This window comes from Mycobacterium sp. 050272 (assembly GCF_039023525.1).
Lineage (GTDB): Bacteria > Actinomycetota > Actinomycetes > Mycobacteriales > Mycobacteriaceae > Mycobacterium.
Window position 1 is genome coordinate 100,358 of sequence record NZ_JBCHKV010000006.1, and the last position, 17,175, is coordinate 117,532.

Annotated in this window: 29 protein-coding genes; 12 read left to right on the forward strand and 17 right to left on the reverse strand. The window is 65.2% G+C overall.

Annotated elements, in window-relative coordinates; translation table 11 throughout:
* Positions 1 to 82: 82 nt before the first annotated feature.
* Together AAHS21_RS14615 and AAHS21_RS14620 are read left to right on the forward strand one after the other, a co-directional pair.
* Positions 83 to 415 carry a hypothetical protein gene (locus AAHS21_RS14615; RefSeq protein ID WP_342928345.1) on the forward strand — a complete coding sequence of 111 codons (333 nt, stop codon included), beginning with the start codon at positions 83 to 85 and terminating at the stop codon, positions 413 to 415.
* A complete protein-coding gene (locus tag AAHS21_RS14620) occupies positions 412 to 747 on the forward strand; it encodes a hypothetical protein (RefSeq protein ID WP_342928346.1) in 336 nt (111 codons plus the stop codon). The genes AAHS21_RS14615 and AAHS21_RS14620 overlap by 4 nt, the downstream gene beginning before the upstream one ends.
* On the opposite strand, the gene AAHS21_RS14625 is transcribed toward AAHS21_RS14620, so the two are convergent.
* The 5 genes from AAHS21_RS14625 to AAHS21_RS14645 all read right to left on the reverse strand — a co-directional run bounded on the left by AAHS21_RS14625 (position 748) and on the right by AAHS21_RS14645 (position 2,257).
* Positions 748 to 927, reverse strand: coding sequence for a hypothetical protein (locus AAHS21_RS14625; RefSeq protein ID WP_342928347.1), 180 nt, complete (start codon positions 925 to 927; stop codon positions 748 to 750).
* Positions 928 to 964: 37 nt separating this feature from the next.
* Positions 965 to 1,312 (reverse strand): hypothetical protein, encoded by a 348-nt coding sequence (locus AAHS21_RS14630; RefSeq protein WP_342928348.1) that lies wholly within the window; start codon positions 1,310 to 1,312, stop codon positions 965 to 967.
* Between the two features lie 43 nt (positions 1,313 to 1,355).
* Positions 1,356 to 1,556, reverse strand: a complete 201-nt coding sequence (locus tag AAHS21_RS14635) for a hypothetical protein (RefSeq protein ID WP_342928349.1) — start codon at positions 1,554 to 1,556, stop codon at positions 1,356 to 1,358.
* A 41-nt stretch (positions 1,557 to 1,597) separates the two neighbouring features.
* Entirely contained in the window at positions 1,598 to 1,936 is a 339-nt protein-coding gene (locus AAHS21_RS14640; RefSeq protein WP_342928350.1) for a hypothetical protein, read from the reverse strand.
* Between the two features lie 63 nt (positions 1,937 to 1,999).
* A complete protein-coding gene (locus tag AAHS21_RS14645) occupies positions 2,000 to 2,257 on the reverse strand; it encodes a helix-turn-helix transcriptional regulator (protein ID WP_342928351.1) in 258 nt (85 codons plus the stop codon).
* A gap of 46 nt (positions 2,258 to 2,303) precedes the next feature.
* Between AAHS21_RS14645 and AAHS21_RS14650 the strand changes: the two genes are divergently transcribed.
* From AAHS21_RS14650 to AAHS21_RS14660, 3 genes are all read left to right on the forward strand, one after another.
* Positions 2,304 to 2,612: a hypothetical protein gene (locus AAHS21_RS14650; RefSeq protein WP_342928352.1), complete on the forward strand. Its 309-nt coding sequence runs from the start codon at positions 2,304 to 2,306 to the stop codon at positions 2,610 to 2,612.
* The gene (locus AAHS21_RS14655; RefSeq protein ID WP_342928353.1) at positions 2,612 to 2,791 is read left to right on the forward strand and encodes a hypothetical protein; all 180 of its coding nucleotides are present in this window, start codon (positions 2,612 to 2,614) and stop codon (positions 2,789 to 2,791) included. Before AAHS21_RS14650 ends, AAHS21_RS14655 begins: the two co-directional genes overlap by 1 nt.
* 162 nt (positions 2,792 to 2,953) lie before the next feature.
* Positions 2,954 to 3,265 carry a hypothetical protein gene (locus tag AAHS21_RS14660; RefSeq protein WP_342928354.1) on the forward strand — a complete coding sequence of 104 codons (312 nt, stop codon included), beginning with the start codon at positions 2,954 to 2,956 and terminating at the stop codon, positions 3,263 to 3,265.
* Here AAHS21_RS14660 and AAHS21_RS14665 read toward each other — a convergent pair.
* From AAHS21_RS14665 to AAHS21_RS14705, 9 genes are all read right to left on the reverse strand, one after another.
* On the reverse strand, positions 3,262 to 3,483 hold the full coding sequence (locus AAHS21_RS14665; RefSeq protein ID WP_342928355.1) for a hypothetical protein: 222 nt from the start codon (positions 3,481 to 3,483) through the stop codon (positions 3,262 to 3,264). The genes AAHS21_RS14660 and AAHS21_RS14665 overlap by 4 nt on opposite strands.
* A gap of 131 nt (positions 3,484 to 3,614) precedes the next feature.
* A complete protein-coding gene (locus AAHS21_RS14670; protein ID WP_342928356.1) occupies positions 3,615 to 4,073 on the reverse strand; it encodes a hypothetical protein in 459 nt (152 codons plus the stop codon).
* Positions 4,074 to 4,116: 43 nt separating this feature from the next.
* A complete protein-coding gene (locus AAHS21_RS14675) occupies positions 4,117 to 4,995 on the reverse strand; it encodes a sce7726 family protein (protein ID WP_342928357.1) in 879 nt (292 codons plus the stop codon).
* 13 nt (positions 4,996 to 5,008) lie between these two features.
* Positions 5,009 to 5,734, reverse strand: coding sequence for a DUF5131 family protein (locus AAHS21_RS14680; RefSeq protein WP_342928358.1), 726 nt, complete (start codon positions 5,732 to 5,734; stop codon positions 5,009 to 5,011).
* Entirely contained in the window at positions 5,731 to 6,087 is a 357-nt protein-coding gene (locus AAHS21_RS14685; protein WP_342928359.1) for a hypothetical protein, read from the reverse strand. The genes AAHS21_RS14680 and AAHS21_RS14685 overlap by 4 nt, the downstream gene beginning before the upstream one ends.
* Positions 6,084 to 6,371: a hypothetical protein gene (locus AAHS21_RS14690; RefSeq protein ID WP_081661302.1), complete on the reverse strand. Its 288-nt coding sequence runs from the start codon at positions 6,369 to 6,371 to the stop codon at positions 6,084 to 6,086. The genes AAHS21_RS14685 and AAHS21_RS14690 overlap by 4 nt, the downstream gene beginning before the upstream one ends.
* Positions 6,372 to 6,456: 85 nt before the next feature.
* Positions 6,457 to 8,250 (reverse strand): hypothetical protein, encoded by a 1,794-nt coding sequence (locus tag AAHS21_RS14695; protein ID WP_342928360.1) that lies wholly within the window; start codon positions 8,248 to 8,250, stop codon positions 6,457 to 6,459.
* Positions 8,247 to 9,239 carry a DNA-binding protein WhiA gene (gene whiA / locus AAHS21_RS14700; protein WP_342928361.1) on the reverse strand — a complete coding sequence of 331 codons (993 nt, stop codon included), beginning with the start codon at positions 9,237 to 9,239 and terminating at the stop codon, positions 8,247 to 8,249. Before whiA ends, AAHS21_RS14695 begins: the two co-directional genes overlap by 4 nt.
* Entirely contained in the window at positions 9,236 to 9,778 is a 543-nt protein-coding gene (locus tag AAHS21_RS14705) for a hypothetical protein (RefSeq protein ID WP_342928362.1), read from the reverse strand. Before AAHS21_RS14705 ends, whiA begins: the two co-directional genes overlap by 4 nt.
* Before the next feature lie 86 nt (positions 9,779 to 9,864).
* Here AAHS21_RS14705 and AAHS21_RS14710 point away from each other — a divergent pair, with 86 nt between their 5' ends.
* Positions 9,865 to 10,200 (forward strand): hypothetical protein, encoded by a 336-nt coding sequence (locus tag AAHS21_RS14710; protein ID WP_342928363.1) that lies wholly within the window; start codon positions 9,865 to 9,867, stop codon positions 10,198 to 10,200.
* A 2-nt stretch (positions 10,201 to 10,202) separates the two neighbouring features.
* Entirely contained in the window at positions 10,203 to 10,733 is a 531-nt protein-coding gene (locus AAHS21_RS14715; protein WP_342928364.1) for an Imm61 family immunity protein, read from the forward strand.
* Between the two features lie 4 nt (positions 10,734 to 10,737).
* Here the strand turns inward: AAHS21_RS14715 and AAHS21_RS14720 are convergent, their stop codons facing one another.
* Both AAHS21_RS14720 and AAHS21_RS14725 read right to left on the reverse strand, forming a co-directional pair.
* Positions 10,738 to 11,397, reverse strand: coding sequence for a hypothetical protein (locus tag AAHS21_RS14720; protein ID WP_342928365.1), 660 nt, complete (start codon positions 11,395 to 11,397; stop codon positions 10,738 to 10,740).
* On the reverse strand, positions 11,394 to 12,170 hold the full coding sequence (locus AAHS21_RS14725; protein ID WP_342928366.1) for a hypothetical protein: 777 nt from the start codon (positions 12,168 to 12,170) through the stop codon (positions 11,394 to 11,396). Before AAHS21_RS14725 ends, AAHS21_RS14720 begins: the two co-directional genes overlap by 4 nt.
* 150 nt (positions 12,171 to 12,320) lie before the next feature.
* Here AAHS21_RS14725 and AAHS21_RS14730 point away from each other — a divergent pair, with 150 nt between their 5' ends.
* From AAHS21_RS14730 to AAHS21_RS14750, 5 genes are all read left to right on the forward strand, one after another.
* A complete protein-coding gene (locus AAHS21_RS14730) occupies positions 12,321 to 13,391 on the forward strand; it encodes an ArdC-like ssDNA-binding domain-containing protein (RefSeq protein WP_342928367.1) in 1,071 nt (356 codons plus the stop codon).
* 19 nt (positions 13,392 to 13,410) lie between these two features.
* On the forward strand, positions 13,411 to 13,560 hold the full coding sequence (locus tag AAHS21_RS14735) for a hypothetical protein (protein ID WP_342928368.1): 150 nt from the start codon (positions 13,411 to 13,413) through the stop codon (positions 13,558 to 13,560).
* Positions 13,541 to 14,149: a hypothetical protein gene (locus tag AAHS21_RS14740; protein WP_342928369.1), complete on the forward strand. Its 609-nt coding sequence runs from the start codon at positions 13,541 to 13,543 to the stop codon at positions 14,147 to 14,149. Before AAHS21_RS14735 ends, AAHS21_RS14740 begins: the two co-directional genes overlap by 20 nt.
* Positions 14,146 to 15,063, forward strand: a complete 918-nt coding sequence (locus tag AAHS21_RS14745) for a hypothetical protein (RefSeq protein ID WP_342928370.1) — start codon at positions 14,146 to 14,148, stop codon at positions 15,061 to 15,063. The genes AAHS21_RS14740 and AAHS21_RS14745 overlap by 4 nt, the downstream gene beginning before the upstream one ends.
* A gap of 94 nt (positions 15,064 to 15,157) precedes the next feature.
* Positions 15,158 to 15,925 carry a hypothetical protein gene (locus AAHS21_RS14750; protein WP_342928371.1) on the forward strand — a complete coding sequence of 256 codons (768 nt, stop codon included), beginning with the start codon at positions 15,158 to 15,160 and terminating at the stop codon, positions 15,923 to 15,925.
* A 576-nt stretch (positions 15,926 to 16,501) separates the two neighbouring features.
* On the opposite strand, the gene AAHS21_RS14755 is transcribed toward AAHS21_RS14750, so the two are convergent.
* Entirely contained in the window at positions 16,502 to 17,098 is a 597-nt protein-coding gene (locus tag AAHS21_RS14755; protein WP_105387578.1) for a TetR/AcrR family transcriptional regulator, read from the reverse strand.
* Positions 17,099 to 17,175: the final 77 nt, after the last annotated feature.

The window sequence follows — 17,175 nt, forward strand, 5'->3', positions numbered from 1 at the left end:
AGCCGACATTCCCGAATGTCGTCTATAGTAGACATCGCGCCGCGCGGCGCGCACCTACTAGAGCAGGAAGCACCCCACCGCCATGAGCTACTCCCCCTCACCTCGCCGGCGCCGTGCGCCAGCGAGCCGGACGCGCCCGTGGAAGGTGCACTTTCGCTTCGACGGCACGAAGGCGTTCAGCGACGACGAATCCATGGCGGGCCTCTATGTCGTCGACACCTCACGCCCGATCGCCGGAACGACTTCCCATAGCGACGACGGGGCGGCCGATACCGCCGCACGCCGGGTCTCGCGAAACGGAGGTACGGCTCGGATCACGCTGCGCGACAGCATCACTGGCGATGAAACCGAGATCCGCACCTACGCGCCCTACGAGGTGGCGCTGCAGGATCTAGTCGAAAGCGAGTCACGATGATCGAGCATGGCCCCGATGAGGCGGCAGGCGATTTCGAGGTGAGCACGCCGGCACCGGTAGTCCGCCATCTGCCGTCAACCATCAAGCAGCTCGGCGATCCGCGGAAGGACGCCGGCTTCACGCTGCTGCCGGCGCCACCAGGCGTGTGCTCGCAGTGTGCACGCGATCACGAACCGGACGAACCACACGACGCCCAGTCCCTGCACTACCAGTACGCCTTCTACGCCGAGCATGACCGGTGGCCGACCTGGAACGACGCCCTGGCACACTGCAGTGAGGACGTGCAGGCAGCGTGGCGTCAGGCCCTAGCTGAGCGCGGCATCCGCTTCTGATCATTCGGCAACACCCGCTGCGTTCTGTTCATGCCAGCCTTGGTTGTAGGCACGCAGGAGGTGCGTCTTGGCGCCGACTGGTGCATCAACGCATTCAGCGTGAAGCGTGTCGTTGGACAACGGGCTGTTGGGTTTTCCGGCCTTTGCGTCGTCGCGGCCGATCTGCCGCGCGGCGGACACGTCCAACTCTGAGTGCGTTGTCATCGCGGTGGTCGCGTCAGCCCAGTGGGGCTGTGGCGGGTTCGACTGGTGTGCAACGGGCCTCGTCGGTGTCCGACTTCGTGATCTGGATGCGGAAGGTGGTGCCGTCGCGGTAGTTGATCTCCAGGTCTCCGTCGTAGTGGGTGAGGACATGTTCGGCGACGACGCGGATGGCCATGTCGGTGCAGTCTTCGTGATGCAGGCGCGCGAGGTAGTCGGCGAGCTGCGGTGTGAGTTCGTCGGTGGTGTCGGAATCGGGGTCGATGATGTCTTCGCCGGCCAGGAACTCGGTGTTCGACGGGTTGAGGAGGCCGACGTTGATCTTGCCGGTGAACGGGCCTTCCTGGATGCCGAAATACCTCATCGGTGATGCGTTCCTCTCGTGGGGGCCGGTGAGCTGGAGCGAGCTACGCTGGCGGGCCTTCGGGCTCGTCGGTCGGAAAGAGTGGTCGCGCGAGCTGGGTCGGCTGTTGCCGCATCTGCTGGGCTACCTGTACGGGTTCTTGGTCGAGCGCTTGAGTGATCTGGGTCGGCTGTTGCTGCATTTGCTGGGTGATCTGCGTGAACTGCTGGGGTTGACCATGCGGGTCGTTGTTGTCATCCGGCACAGTATTTCCTTGTCTTCGTGTGGTTTTCGTTGATACGTGGGCTATGGGCTCCATACCGCAGCCAGGAAGGCCTGCCCGGTGGCGAGCAGAACCAGGACAAGTGTGGCCGCGGTTGCCTTCCAGGTCGACCAGTCGAATTCAGTCCTATAGACCCATACGAGCGGGATCCCGACGACGATCAGGGCGATGCGCAGAAATGCGGTGGCGTAGGTCCTCCACCTCGGTCTACCTGCCGCCGCCTGGCCCGTGCTGCGTTCGTCCATTTGCTCGGCCAGCTGCTTGAATGAGCTCGCGTTGCGCGCGAAGGCATCGGCGCGGCCGTGGGCCCGGGTGTGCATCGTGTAGTCGAAACCGGGGTCGCTCTGGCGGTCGTCGCTCACTTGAACCTCCTGTCGTTTCATCGCGGGCACGGGATAGATCGTCTATCGCGTGCGCTTGCACTTTCAACAGGACTTGCCGGATCCACGGGCGGTGCTGCGCTTCTCCCCGCGCAGGATCTCGGCCGGCTCGATCTTGAAGTGGTTGGCGAGGGCGTAGAGGGTGCTCAGTGTGATGTTTTTGCGGCCGGCTTCGATTTCGGTGAGGTAGGTGCGGGTGAGGCCGACGCTGTTGGCGGTTTGTTCTTGGGTCTCGCCGGCGGCGTGGCGGAGTGCGCGCAGCCTTTCGCCCAGCTTCTGGAGGTCGGCGGCGTCTATCGGCACGATGTCTACTATAGACGACCCTTGTGGTGTCGCTTATAGTCGACATATGTCCCGAGGCGCCGATACCGCGACCAGGATCACCGAAGCACGTTTGATCGAACTGAGGCGCGACGGTAAGAGCCGCGACCACGGCTTCGTCGACCCTGACGTGCTGCGTAGGTGCACCGATGCGCTCGACCGCCGCGGCGAAACGTGGGCGGCCGCAATCCTCGGCCGCGATATCTCCCGCCGCAGCCTTGGAGTTCCTCACCGCCCGTATCTCTATGCCGGTGAGCCGCACGCGCTCGTCGCCGCGGACGGTGAAGAAGATCTACTCACGATCGTCGAACTCGACCCGGACAGGACCGGCGAGTGATGACGGTGAAGATCACTGACCGCGCCCTGGTGCAGACCGGCGATCGGGTGACGTGGGGCGCTCTCGGGTACGTACACGAAGGGGTTGCCACCAGCGATCCAGACCATTGGGACGGTCAGCTCGCCGTCAATGGCGGAATCGATTGGTGGGCAAACTTCCTGTGGGCTGAGCGGGACTGATCGTGGTCGACGATTGTCTTCCCCTGCGTTCAAACGCTTTTCGCGTCCACGATGACGAAAGGCCCCGACCTTGCGGTCGGGGCCGGAAGGTGCCTAGCTCCGCAATCGGCGAAGTTCAGCGCCTACCGATGAGCATAGCGTCTGCCACTCAAGGAGTTTCACGTGACTGCGGTTAGACACGTTCAGGTCCACCATGTCGAACGGCACGCCCGACGCGCGATCGCACGGCGCTTGGGCCGACCTTATGCGCCGGCGATCATCGCGGTAGTACGTGACGGCACGCACCCCGGGACGGTCATTCTGCATGTCAACTCGGGTGGCAATGCCCTAGCGGCAGAACGTGATCTGCGGCTTCGCGGATATCAGGTGGAACACACCGAGTACGACCCTTTCGCGGACGGCCATTACGGCGTTCAACTGCGGGTAAGCCCCAACGTTCCGTCCGCTGCGCAGCCCATCCCAATCGTTGGTTAGGGCGCGGCGACCCAGACCAGCGGGTAGTAGCCGTCCTGATCCTTGATCGGCGACACACCAACTACGAGGCCACAACTCGGCCCCAACGCCGGGTCGTCAGCGAGCACGATGTTAAAGTACCCGGCCTGCCTTTCCGCGCTCGCGCGCTTGACATAGCCGAAGCCGCCGCCGACCGGGTCGCCCAGCCGAGGCGGATTCAATGGAGGCGATACCGCCACCGTCGCTCTCCTCTCTCCCCGCGGTTTACGGTTGTTAGTCCGGTAGTAGTGCGACGTCGAAGCCCGCGGGCGTCCGATACAACACGACCCGGCTCGAACGCGAATGGGTGTAGGCCGGCACTCGACGATACCTATGTGCCGGCGCGTCCGCGTCGTTGCCGACGGCGGCGGGTGAGGTCTACCGCGCCTTCCACACCATCGAGGTAGCCGTCGAACTCTGCTCGGTGTGCCTCCACGAGTGCGGCGATCGCGCGCAGTTCGTTGTTGGCTCGCATGGCCTCGGGGTCGGTCGGTGCGGCGTCGTGGCCGCTGTAGCCACGCACCCGGGTGAGTTCTCGGACGAGGACTGCGGCTGGGTTTGTGCGCCACCGGCTGGTGTGCCGGGCGGTGGTCCAGCAGGTCATGCACACGGTGAAGGCGGTGCGTTGCTGGCCGTGGATGCGGATTCGTTCGTGGAGATCGTCGGGTGTGATGACGGTGGCGACGTCGATGGCCAGGCGGCCGCATTCGGTGTAGCGGGCGTACGGGCGCCAGGGCACGACGTCGCGGGCGACATGATCTCGACGCTCCTGCATGAACTGCTCGGCCATCGTGTTGTCCCGCCTATCGTTCTTGGGCTGCTTGGGCTGGTGGTTACGCTGCCCAGCCGCGTGTGATGTTGGCCAGCTGAGCCACCGGTTTCTGTAGGAGCTCTCCTAGGCGATGCCATGCAATTGCCGAGAGTGTCAGGCCGGCAGCTGCGGCCGCCAATGATGCAGGCAGCGCGGCGGCGGCAGCGGCGGCTCGTTGGCGCGCGTCACGGTGGCGGAGTTCAGTGACGAATTCCTGGTATGCGGCGTCGAGGGGAAGGCTCGTGAAGAGTTCGGCGGTGCGCCGGTACAGCAGTGCCGAGGGGACGTCGACGGTGTATCCAAGTTGCCGATGTAGCACAGCGAGCCGTTCACTTTGACGAAGTACCCGGAATAGGGACACGGGGTCGAGTCGCGAGGGCCCGCCGGAGGCGGGCCGCACCGTGGTCAGGGAGGACGAGCCCTCGCCGAGGGCGCGCACGCCTACGTGCTCTGGTACCGCATCAAGCACCCGGGCGGCTTTGGTTTCGGATGTCACTACGTGGACGTATTCGAAACATCTTGAGTAACTGAGCACTTGGAGGTCTAGGCGCGCGAAGCTGTCCAGGTCTGTTTTGATTTCGAACGCTGACGCGGCGTCGCCGGCCACGACGACGTCGGCGATGGATAGGAAGACAGGTACGCCCGTCATTGCGTGTGCGGATGGTTCGGTGTCCATGGCCTGGTTGATCACCGCTGACTTGTACACGTATTCGCACCGGTAGTTGCTGGCGAGTTGTTCGTGGGCGGCTTCGAACGCGAGGCTCAGTGGCACATCACCGGCGACGAGTTCGGCGACCGGCACGATGCGCTCCCTCGCCCACACGGCCGGGTGTGGTTTGGAAAGCTCGCGCACGACGCGTGTTGAGAATGCCGCGGCCAGTTCGCGGGCCGTGGCGGTCATCGGATCTCCCCGCTCATCGGTGGGCGGGATGGATGTCGACGGGGATGTCGTTTTCGTCGCCTTGGGCGTGGAGGTCGTTGATCCAGGTCTCGTTGATGGGGCGGGTGTCGTCGATGGTCATGGTGATCAGGTCCAGTGGTGGTTGGGTGCAGGCGTGAGGCGTGGTCCAGCCGCGGCATGCGGGGCATCCTGGTGCGCTCATCCAGGGCGTGAGGTCGACGGGTGTGTCTTGGTCGACGACGGCGAATCGGATCGCTGCGGGGGTGTCGAGTAGGGGCGGGATGTGTTGGTCGGCGTCGTGCTGGTTGTTGATGAGGACGCCGAGCCAGATGTGGCGGGGCGGGGTGCCGGCGCGGCGGTGTGCTTCACGGGCGGCGGGGCTGCTTCGTCGAGTTGGTAGCGGGTGGTTGTCGAATGCGTCGGCGTAGTCGCGTTTGTGTTGTTCGCGGTCGACGATGATGGTGCGCAGGTGAGTTGGGCGTGTGGTGATGACTTCGAAGACGTGTTTGTCCGCGGTTTCGATTTCTTGGAAGAAGGTGTGGGCCAACCACTCCGGCGCATCGGGGTCCAGGATCGTGTCGATGTCGACGCGGACGCGGTGTGGTTGGCGCCATTCGGGGACATGGGGCCACCAGGCGATCGGGTCACCTTGGTAATCCAGTTTCCACAGTGTGGTTTTCGTCGGCCAGTGCGTGCCTGGCCGGTGGGGCAGGTGCTGGATGGCGGGCGTCAGGCTCACTGTGTGGACTCCATGGTGTCGGCGGCGTGGGCGGCGGCCATGAGAGCGGTGGCGTCGTCGCGGGCGTCGCCGGGGTGATCCCAGGTTTGGAAGGTGTCGGAGTCAATGTGGCCCGGCATGGCGTAGTAGACCGTGTTGGCGCCGGAGTACGCGACGTGAGCGCTCCCCTCGTTGTCGTGCAGTGGTGGCGGGAGTTTGACGAACGCGTAGCCGTGCTCGGCGAGGGCGGTGAACGCTTCGCCGGCGATCTGATGGTTGCGGGCGCCGTCTTGTCCGGTGTCGGCCTCGGGCATGTAGGCGGCCAGGATGTCGGCGAGAACGGCTTGTCCGGTGCGGGTTTCGGTGGCGGTCATCGGAGGGAGTCTTTCTCTACTGCGGCATTGAAGGCCGCGTCGGTTTGATCGGTTCTGTTGAGCTGCCAACGTGCGGCGCCGCCGGGTGGTCGTTCGGTTTGGGTGACGACTCCGATACGTGCTAGGGCTCGAAGTTGGGGGCCGACGTAGGCGTGGTGTTCAAAGTTGTTGTATCCGGCGCGGTTACAGATCTCGGTAGTGGAGAGGCTCGTGTCGGGGCAGGCGCGTAGGACGGTCAGGATGCGTTTTCGCAGGTTCGCCGTGCGGGTGCTCACCAGGGCCACACCATCACCTCCCAGTGGTAAGACTTCGTGGGGTTTGCGTGCACGTTGACCACGGTTTCGATCGTGGTTCGGGCGGTGAGGGCTTTCAAGAGGACCGTCCTTCGCGTTGGCGCGTGCCCTTCACCGGGTGTCGGGGCAGGTGCTCGACGACGTCGGCGAGATCCGCGTCACCGCGGGCCCGCAGCACGGTGGTCACCTCGGCCGGCTTGCACTGCAGACTTCTCGCGAGCGCGCTGACGGTCAGCCTGGGGCCGACCAGCTTCTGCAGCCGTTGGCGCTCGGACAGGGTGGACCCGATCAGTTCGACGTCCACCGAGTCGTCGTCGAGGGAGAGGATCAGGACCAAGGTGTCGCCGAGTCTGGCGCCGGCCGCCTGCACGTAGGGACGTAGCGAGCTGGTGCGCACGCCGGTGGTGGAGGTTAGTGGCCAATTCAGGGTGATGGCACCGTGCGGGCCGGTCATGACGCGTCGATGTCCTGGCAGAATTCCGAGGGCTGCGGCCACTGCTGTCTTGAAGTGCTGGCTCGAACCTCGCATGACGTCGCTGGTGACGGGTACTGCCAGTCGGAGGTGGGTGTCTGCGCTGAGGAAGGCGCCGCGGACGGTGTTGACGGGTGCGGGGACGGGCCACGGGTCTGTGCGTCGGCGCCGGCGCACGGTTCCGGCTTCGATGATGAAGGCCAGGGTGCCCACATAGGTGCGGATCGAGGTTTCCGCGATGTCGGGGAATGTGGCGCGAATATCGGTGATGAGTTCAGTGATGTTGATGCGGCCGCCGGCGGCGTCGATGCGGGTTCGGATCTCGTCGACGATTCCCTTGTATTCATGGTGGCCCCAGGTGTGCAGTCCCCAAGAGCGCCTGCTGATGCGGACGAATCGGGGATGTCGGATCAGCGCGCCGTGAACGGCTCGGCGGGTGGTTTCGTCGTGCCCGATGGTCGTGGTGATCTCATCGACGGTGGCCGGCGCGTTAAGTACATACAGAGCAGCTTCGATCTTGTCGGCGAGCACTTCTCCCCAGCGGACGTACTGATCACCGAAGCGGCGGGCATCCAGTTGGTTGTGCAGATAGGCCTGGGCGCTCTGCGGTGCCATCCCGATCGCGCGAAGTGCGTCGAGGAGAGCTGCGGAGTGCGGCGCCTGCTTGACAGTGAACGCGGTGTCGATGGCGGCGGCGGCGCGGTCGCTGCCACCTGGGTTCTCGAACCAGTCGCCACGACGGATATAGGGGCCGGCCAGGTACAGCAAGACTCGTGCGGTTTCGCTCGCTGGATCTACTCGGATTGCGGCGAGTGCTGCTGTGACAACTGGGGCGTGGGCGTAAGGGCCGATCTGGTGTCCCAAGTCGTGGGCGTAGTCGGTGACGGCATGGTGCGCGGGTGTGGCGAGCAATTCGGTGAACTTGGCGGTGGAGCGGCGTTGGTAGCGAGTTACCCAGCCGTGGTAGACGCCGAGTCTCTCGTCGAGCGCTGCCGGTGGTTCGGGTTCGGCGGCCCACAGTCGCGCCGCCAGAATGATGCGGTCCCGCTCGGGGAGGGCGTCGAGGAGCTGCCCCACCGCAGCGTCGGCGGATGGCCGTTCACCGCTGCTGATGGCCGCCTGGTGCGCGGCGGCTGCTTTGGTGGCGGCTGTGAGAATGTCGCGCGCGTTGGCATCGCCCACACCGGGGAGGCTCAGCAGTGTGTGCAGGCTGTGTGGTGCGAAGTCCGCCCAGCGGGTGAACATGGCCCCGAACGCGGTGCGGACTCGGCGTGGTAGCTGTGCGTAGGGGACGGGCAGTTCGGTGATGCCGGCAAAGCCGTCGACCAGCTCGGCCAGCGGTGTCTGTGCATGGTGTGCCAGGAACCGTGGCCAGGTGTCCGGATTCGGATCGGTCATGAACTGCGTTTGAGCTGGTCCCAGGCTAGAGCGGCTTCGGTGTCGGGTATTCCCGCCCGGTGGGCGGTGCGGTCGGCGAGCCGGATGAGTCGGCGGATCCGTCCGGCCACGGTGTCTTTGCTGATCGGCGGTTCGGCCAGCTGCGCCAGTTTATCGAGGGAGACGTCGGGGTGGGCGATACGCAGTTGTCCGGCGTCGGCGAGCACTGGGGGTGCGGCAGGGCCGAGGATTTCCAGGGCCCGCTGCGCCCGGGCGACGGCCTCGGCTGCGGCTCGGCTTGAGCGGCGGCGGTTGGCGCCGTTGAAGTTGGCGAGTTGTTCCCCAGGGGTGCTGGCTGCGTGTGCGCGGCGGCGTGTGACGTGTGCGTCCCAGATCGGTCGGGTGTGGTGTGCGCCCATCCGGGACAGCAGTTCGCTGATGTCGTCGTCACGGATGGTCACGCGGTCTCGTTCCTGAATGACGCGCATCTTGGCGTGAACGCCGAGTTTGCGTGCGGCGCCGACGAGCGCGAGGGCGGCTTCGGGGCCGGGGCAGTGGACTTCGAGGGCGGTGGTGCGGCCGTTGTCGACGAGGGTGCCTCGGGCCTGGAAGGCGCCGCGCCACACGGATTCGGCGTCGGCGATCGTTCCGCTGACGATGTGCGGAGGCATGCCGCGCACGGGTGCGCCGCGGCGGTCCAACAACCCCGTCCGACGGGCCAGCGGTTCGGCGTCTTTACCGACGTAGATGAGATAGCCGGTGGCGGGCCGGGTGGCGCCGGCCGCAGCGACGCGCAGGCTGGCGTGGCAGTCGTAGAGCTCTTCGATGTTGGCCTGCAGGCGACGGGCGGTGCTGGCGAGGTCGAGCTCGGCGGCGAAGACGAGGTGGTTGTCGACGATGCGGAGGCTGTCGGTGTAGCGCAGCAGGGCGGTGACTTCTGCCTTGCGGGCGTTGGTGTTGTCGACGTGGACACGGCTCAGTTCGCCTTTGGCGTCGGTGGTGATACTCACGGTGCGGTCCGTCGTTTCTTGGGGAGTTGGTGCCACACGCTGATCGCGGTGGCGACAGTTCGTGTCGCGAAAAGTGTTGGCGAGTAGAGCCGTTTCGCCGATCTCGTACGGTCGGCTCGCGTGCGGTCGGCAGGTCCGACGAGCAGATGTGGTGTCGGCCTGGCGGCGATGACGATCCCGACCCCCAGCAGCGCGGGCAGCAGCAGAGCCAGGCCAGCGGCTGGATGTCCAGCAGCGACGACGACGAGCCCGGCCATCAGCGCGGCCGCGGCGAAGGCGCCGGCAGTGATGGGCCAGCTGGCTACACGGATACCGCTGCCGTATGCCCGCAGCCGCCATTCGGCGACGATCGCGTCCGGATCGATGATGCGCGGAGATGCTAGCTGCCCGGCGGTAGCGGTGCACCATTCGGCGAAATCGTTAACTGTGTCGCGGGCACGCGGGTGGCGCTCAGCCCAGATGTGGGCCAGGTGGGCGTCCTGACTAATCCAGTGATGCAGTTGCGTCCTGGTCGGAGTGAGGCTGGCTCGGGTTGCCATGTCCCGACGGTATGGGCCGATAGTGGTGGTTTTCCAGAGGACCGCGGCAAGGGTTGGAGCTGTTGAATCCGCCTATCCTGTGGTGTATGACAAGCGGCCGGAAGTCGATGGAGATCGTCGAGGCGGATTCGCTGGAGCCTGCGGCCACCTCTCCTCATCCTGCGGCGGCGTATTTCGCCGAACAACTCAAGACCCTGATGAGCCAGTACCGCGTCCGCACGCCGGCAGGAAAGCCCCGCAAGCTCACACCTCTGCGGCTGCAGCAGATGCTTACTGCCCAATATCCGGGTTGGCGCCTGTCGCAGTCCCAGATGTATCGGCTCTACCGGGCCGAGAGCCTGCCCTACCTCGACGACATCTGCGTGATCGCCGACTTCTTCGGAGTGTCGCCACGGTTCTTCGTCTCCGACCAAACGCTGTAGCAGTGGGCGAAGTGCCGGTGTTGTCCGCGGAATGTGCGGGTTGGGCACGCACAGCCGGGTATGAGGTCCGCGTCGACCGTGAGGCGACCGTGCTATGGCCTGTCGGTGGCGGGCGTAGCTGGTATCAGCTACGGCGCCGCGGTGATATGGGCCGTGTGGAGCTCTCGGAAACCGATATCGACGGCATGACCGAGATCCTGCTGTTCGCCGTCGACATGGATGTGGCCGAGCGGTTTTTGATCGGTGCACTTGGCGACGACATTCGCGATCATATTGACTTGCCGTTTCTCGAATTGCCGTGGCGTGCTGGCGATCTCGCTATCGGTTTTGCGGTCAGCGGCGTTGCGCGTGGGTATCGGACGTTGTCTCGGGCTGGGGTGGGGCCGATCGCGGCAGCTGCCGGGGACGAGCCTGGTTTGTCGCGACTGGTCCCGTTGTCGAGGTTCATGCTGCTGACGCTCGCGGAATTGAGACGGTCGTTTCTTGCGGTGGACGGTGCTCCGCTGTTGGCGGCTGGCGGGTACCGGCGGTGAGGTGTTACCGCCAGTAGCTGGGCAGCTGTTCGACGCTTTCGCGGTAGGTGGGTTCCAAGGTCATGAGGTCGAGTTGGTAGGAGCGTCGCTGCTTGTCGGGCCATTGGTGGACTCGTTCGAGCAGCCAGTCGTACCAGTCGACGTCGAGGCCGGCGGCGGCCATGCCGGCCCGGTAGGAGGCGGTGGCTAGGTCACGGTCGATGGCGGTTCCGACGATGGAGGCGGCGAGATTGATGCCGGTCTGGGCCCGAAGTCGCTGTTCTGTGTCGTCGGTGTCGGTGAGGCATTGTTTGATCGCTTCGAACCAGGCGTCGAGGGAGGCTCGCCAGCCCACTCCGCGGTCTGGTTCCCAGTCCGCGCGTGGGAGGTTGGCCAGGTCGGTAGCGGCGTCGAGACGGGCCTGGTGTTGCGCTGGCGGTAGGCCGTCCGGTGCGGCCAGGGCGCTGCTGAGGTTGTCTCGCCAGGTGGCTGTGAGGGTGCCGTCGCGGGCGGAGAGTAGGTGCGCCCGCAGCAAGGTCAGGCGTGCGATGTGGTGTTGGAATTCGGTGATGGCCGTGGTGGTGTGTGCGAGGCGGCTGGCGATGTCGATGTTCCACGTGGGTTGGGATTCGTCGCCGGTGTCGTCGTCGTCGGCGTCGGGGCTGGAATGTGGTGTTGCGGTCATCGCAGGGTGAACGCGTCCGCGGCGGCGACACTGTAGGGCGGGAGGATGGCGTGGACACGGCGCAGCGCGGTGACGATGCGGACAAAGGTCACGTCATGGTCGTCGCGGCGGCGGGCATGGCTGGTGTCGAAGTGGGTGTCCTCGGGGGTGAGGCCGAGCAGGGTCGGCGCCATGGCGCCGCGTTCGCCTGCGGCGCTGATGAACTCGATGCGGTAGTGGCCTTGGTGATCCCAGCTGGTGGGGCGGCCGTCAACGACGGTGGGTGTACCCTTCCACCGCTGCGGTGAGTAGATGATGAGTTTCTCGCCCGTGCGCTGATGGACGAACTCGGCGCCGTCTGTGTCGAGGGTGGCCACGGGCAGAGCGTATTCGATGTCGTCGATGTTGTTGGCGATGATGACATCGCGGCTGCTGGTGATCGTCTCCGATTCGACCCACGTACTGGCGGCGTACCGGGCGGCGTGCCACAGCAGCTCCGGTTGCGATCGGGCCGCTGAGGTGGTGGCGTCCTGGATGTGCGACGGTAGCTGGCGGACGGCTTTGGCGTACGCGCGCAGTTCTGCCCTGGGGTGGCCGAGCTCCCGGGCGATGTAGTGGTCGCTGAACCCGAGCTGGCGCATCGTCAGGAACGCCAGGCCAATCACGTCGTGTTCGTTCTGTTCGGCTTCCAGCCGATTGTGGCGGGCCCGGGCGACCGCTGTGGTGACCGCGTCGACGGCAGTCAGGAGATGACGCGGGACGTCTTCGCTGGCAGCCCTTGATGCAGTGGTCACATTCTGACGGTATGTGCAGCGATTGGGGTTTTCCACAGGACACCGAAGCGGCCGCCGGCGGGAGCACAGTCCTCTTGAAGACGGCTCTTGAGCTGGCTGATGCTGGGGAACCAGATCCCCTTGTCAGCCAGGTGAAGGAGATGTGGCCAAATGTGCCGATCAGAACGCGACCCCGACGGTCCGCGCCGGTGCCCCGGAGACGCGCGGGCGGCTTATCACCGCACCGCGGTGGCAGTGCTGGATCTGGAGCATGCCGAAGCCGAACTGCTGCAAGAATTGGCCGCGATCGACAACAGTGCCGGCGGCTCAAATGGCGGCGCCGCGCGGCCAGTGGTGAGCTTCCCCGACAAGGAGACGCGCACCGAAGACATTCGGCGGGAGATCGACACCGCGATCAACGACCTCAACACCGGTGAGAACTGGCAGCAGTGGTTGGAGTTCTCGGGAAAATTTCACAAGTACTCGCTGAACAACCAGCTATTGATCTACATGCAGAAACCGGAAGCAACTCAGGTCGCCGGCTTCAACAAGTGGAAAGAACTGGGCCGTTCAGTCAATAAGGGCGAGAAGGCAATCTGGATTTTCGCACCGATGGTCCGCAAGGTCCGCGTCGAGGACGCCAAGGGCAACCCGGTGTTAGATGCCAAGGGCAAACCCCGGTACGAACAGAAGGTTACCGGGTTTAAGACAGTGCCTGTGTTCGACGTGTCCTCCACCGACGGCGAGCCGCTCCCCCAGCGTCCCGTCGTGGAGGTCGACCGGATGTCGGGTTCCGCGCCAGAGGGAATGCACGAGGATCTCACGGCACAGATCGAGGGACACGGATACCGCGTGGTGTACGACGATCTCGGCGACGGACCTGGGATTCCCGACGGGCGCACCGTCCCGGACTTGAAAACCGTCACCATCAACACCCACTACAGCCACGCCCACCAAGGGCTGGTGCTAGCCCATGAACTCGCCCACATTGAGTGCGGCCACACCGAGCAGACCGACAAGTACCACACCGGCGCCGGCGGCGAGCGCTCAACGATGGAGGTGGAAGCGCAAAGCGTCTCCTACGTCGTCGGTCGCAGATGGGGTTTGACCGACAACGCGTCGTTCTCCTACATCGACGGCTGGGCCCACGGCGACAAGGAGAAGGTACGCAAGACCGCTGAATCCGTGATCAAAGCCACCGATCGAATCATGGCCCGCTCCAAGCTCTTACAGACCACCTAACACCGGAAGGGAATACATCATGTCTGCACGCATTCAGGCCGAGGTAACCGATCCGACCGACGGCGTGACCCACGTCTTCGAAGGATCCGACGACGCCGCTGTCGACCGACAGATCGACGCGTTCTTCGCCGTCGACGAAGCAGAGCGACGTGAACGTGACGACCACTGACCCGATCGCCGATAAGCGCCGGGCCCTGGCGTCAGTGCGCAAGCGTCTTGCGGCAGCCCGCAATCGGCTCCGCCAAGCACACATCGAGTACACGTCCACCCCGGACGGGGCCTGCGAAACCTATCGCCGATTCGAGCTGGCCGACGGCGAGGACCGTGTCGCATTGCGACAGATTTACTTGGCCGGTCTGTCCATGGCCGACCGTGAATACCAGCGCCGCGCCGAGCTGGGGCATGCCAACGAATCCGACGGGCCCCTGGAGGCCTTGCCGCTGGGCAGCCCGCAGGATCCGCTGGTGGGGCTGCTCGTGGAGCACCGGGTCATGGGCTGGGTGCGCAGCGGGCCCGCCGCGCTGGCATCAGGGAAGGTCACTGTCGGTTTAATCCGGGTGCTCGCCGACGGAACAACACGCCGGCGGATCCGACTACGCTGCGCTGTTCACAGCGAGCTCGGCGTGTTCACCGAGACCCTCGCCACGGTGGTCCGGCAGGCCTTGACCGATCCTCACACACATGAACGGCTCGACGAATTCCTCGGAGCGACAGCAAGTCCCGCGATAACCGCCACCGCGGCCCAGGGATCGCAGTGAGCGTGACAGTCTGCACCGTGACGGCGGCCGATGTGGAAACAGCGCAGGAACGTGCCGTTCGCCGCGTCGATGAGTTGGCAAGGGCGGTCAGCGGTGTTCTGGAGGTTCTTGCGGCGATCTATCGTGACGAGGACTGGCGTTACCTCCGCGATCGGTGCGGGGAGCCGTACCGGGATTTCGTCGGATTCGTCCGCGATAAGCTCGGCGGCTCCGAATCGAATGCGAGGCGCTACCGCCAGGGGGTAGAGACGCTGGTGGCGCCGCTGCTGGAAATCACCGGTGCCGAGGTTCGTATCCCGGTAACACCGAATGATGTTGCCGTTCTTGGCTTGTCCGGTGCCTCACGAGTGATTGAAGCGGCCCCAGGACGGTTGGAAGGCGTCGGTAGCGCTGAGGAGCGCACCGCGGCGCTGCGCGAGCTGATTGACACGGTGATCAGTGAACGGCGCCGTCGTGACATCGCAGCCGACGTCGTCGTCGACGTCTTACCCTCCGATGCCGTGCCTGAGTCCCTGCCGGCGGCGGCCGACGAGCCAGCTGCCGGCGCTGCGGCGGCTGGCCTTGCAATCGTCGCTGGGCAGGGCGCCCATGTCTCCCCCGCCGGGGAGTCCGCCGGAAGCTTTGAGGGCCGCGGGGTCGGCGAGCATCCGCCCGATCGTCACGAGCCGACAGACTCCACGCCCACCGTTGATGTGAGGGCCGCAGGATTGCCCGCTGCGGCGCCTGCAGGTGTCCGTGGTGATACGGCCGACGTTGGCGAGCTGCGTGCCGCGTTGGAGGTGGTTTTGCGGCTAGACCCAGCGCTGGCTGCCGACGCATTGGGAGGGTCCGGTGACGTGTCGAGCGCGGCGCGCGATTGCGCGACGGCTGCTCAGCGTTTGGCGCGGCTGAGTAATCTGCTGAGAGTGCTGTAGCCGGGGTGCAACGGCTGGTGGAAGGCAAATAATGGCGGGTTCGATGCCTGATGCGCGGTTTGGCCGCGTCGCCGCCGTAGAGGAGGGTGGCCGCGTGACGACGCCTGAACCGTCGGTACCTGCGGCACCTGACGCCGCGGGTATGCCTCTGCGACGCGTCGTCGACGAGAATCCGCCCACCGACCCAATTCCTGTCGTCACGGAGGAGGTGATGGGCCACGTCGTCGAGGCGGCGTCGCCGGCGCTATCCCCTACGCCATCTCAACATGAAGTGCCGGAGGTGCCGGCTCCCTGTCATGAGCCGATCGACCCGCCAGTCGACGTGTCCCCACCGGCGTCGGAGTCGTGGTCGGACTCCATCATTGCCAGCTTGGTTGTTGCATCCCCGCGACGCCGCCCCAGGGCGCCGGTCGCCGCCATCGCGGCAGGAGCGGCGGCGCTGCTGGTGGTCGCCGCCGCCGTGGCGTGGTGGATGCTGACTCCAGGCGACACCGAGACAAGCACGACGCACGAGTCCACACCGCCCAGTGCCACCCCCGGTCCGGATGATCAGCTGTTGAAGCGGCTCAACGCGATCTTCCCGGCCGGAGCCTGTCGCAGTACGCCGTCGGCGGACACGGTGGCCGCGACCGCGACCTGTACGACCACTGACCCGAATTGGCCGCCGTCAGCAACCTACACACTTGCCCGTGACCGGGCCGTGATGGCTCGGGAGTTCGACGCGATCACCCGCAGCCTCGATGTGCAGATCTGCCCTGGCCGGATCCAGTCGGGTGTTCACTCACCCATTCGACAATTGTCGAATGGGCGAAGGCGCATTGCGAAAACCGGGGGTGATCCCGCTGCTCACCACACCCGATAGTCGTGGGGTGGACCGGCCTCAAGTTCCACACCTCGGTCGACGGGCATGGTTGCCCACCTTCGGTGGTCGTCACTGGCGGGAAACGAACAACCAGGCAATGCTCGCCAAGGTACTCAGCGGGATCGTCGTGCGGCGTCACCGCAGTCACACGTGGGGGCGGCAGCGCCCGGGGCCTCCACCGACGCTCGACGAAATCCGCCACAAGCAAATTGATCTCGCCGAACGATCCTTCGCGCTACTGTCGCCTACCAGGGGTGATGGGACCACCTTCCCGCCGGCTGCAACACAACGACGACGCGCGAATCCGCACTGTATGCCGAATCAGAGTGATTTGGTCCCCCACCCGGCCTGCGGGTCACGATTGCTGATGGTTGCAGTCAGCGCGTTGATGGTCAGTGCGGGAGTCTGGTTGGAGTCGTCGACGAACCGAAGAACCATCGGCATAATGTATCCAGGACCACCGCGCAGTGCACCTTGCCATTATAGGTTCCGCGGATGGTAATGTCGTTGATTTACAACCGCTTTGGCACATCTCCTCGCACGGCTCGCGTCATATATTCAACGAGACGCGGCACTTTAGCGCACCAGACGTTCGGCGATGTCGGCGTACACCGCACCGAGTTTGTGCGGGGAGCTATGCTGCCGCGACGGGAACCAGCGGCAGACATCGACGCATAGCGACGAGATCGCAACCACGACATCGTCGCCACACTGTGCATGGAACTCGCCGGCGTCGATCCCGTCGGTGATGATGGCGCCGACATACGCCATGGTTTGGCGCCGCAGCGCGGCGATGGACCGGTAGTGCGACGGGGTCAGCCCGTGGAGTTCGTGGTGCACGACGCGCGCCTTCTTGCGGTTCTCCGCATGCCAGATCGTGAAGGTCGCTACCACCGCCTTGAGCCGTTCGGTGTGATTACCGGCCGCGGCCCTGGCCTGCGCATCGGCGCCCTTGATGGCCTGAAGCAAACTGCTGTGGCCGTCGAGGGCGATCGCGTAGAGCAGTTCTTCCTTCGACGCATAGTGGGGGTAGATCGCAGTGGCGCTCATGTTGAGCCGTTTAGTGATCTCCCGCGTCGAGCTGCCGCCGTATCCGGACTCGGCAAAGACCTCGATCGCCGCACACAGGATCCGCTCCGCGGCGGCGGACGAGGCGAGCCGGTCGGTGGTCATGGCGTGTGAAACTGTACCTCGTTCGTTGACAAGCCCGGCACATCATGCGACATTAACGCACGCTAAGAATATTAGCG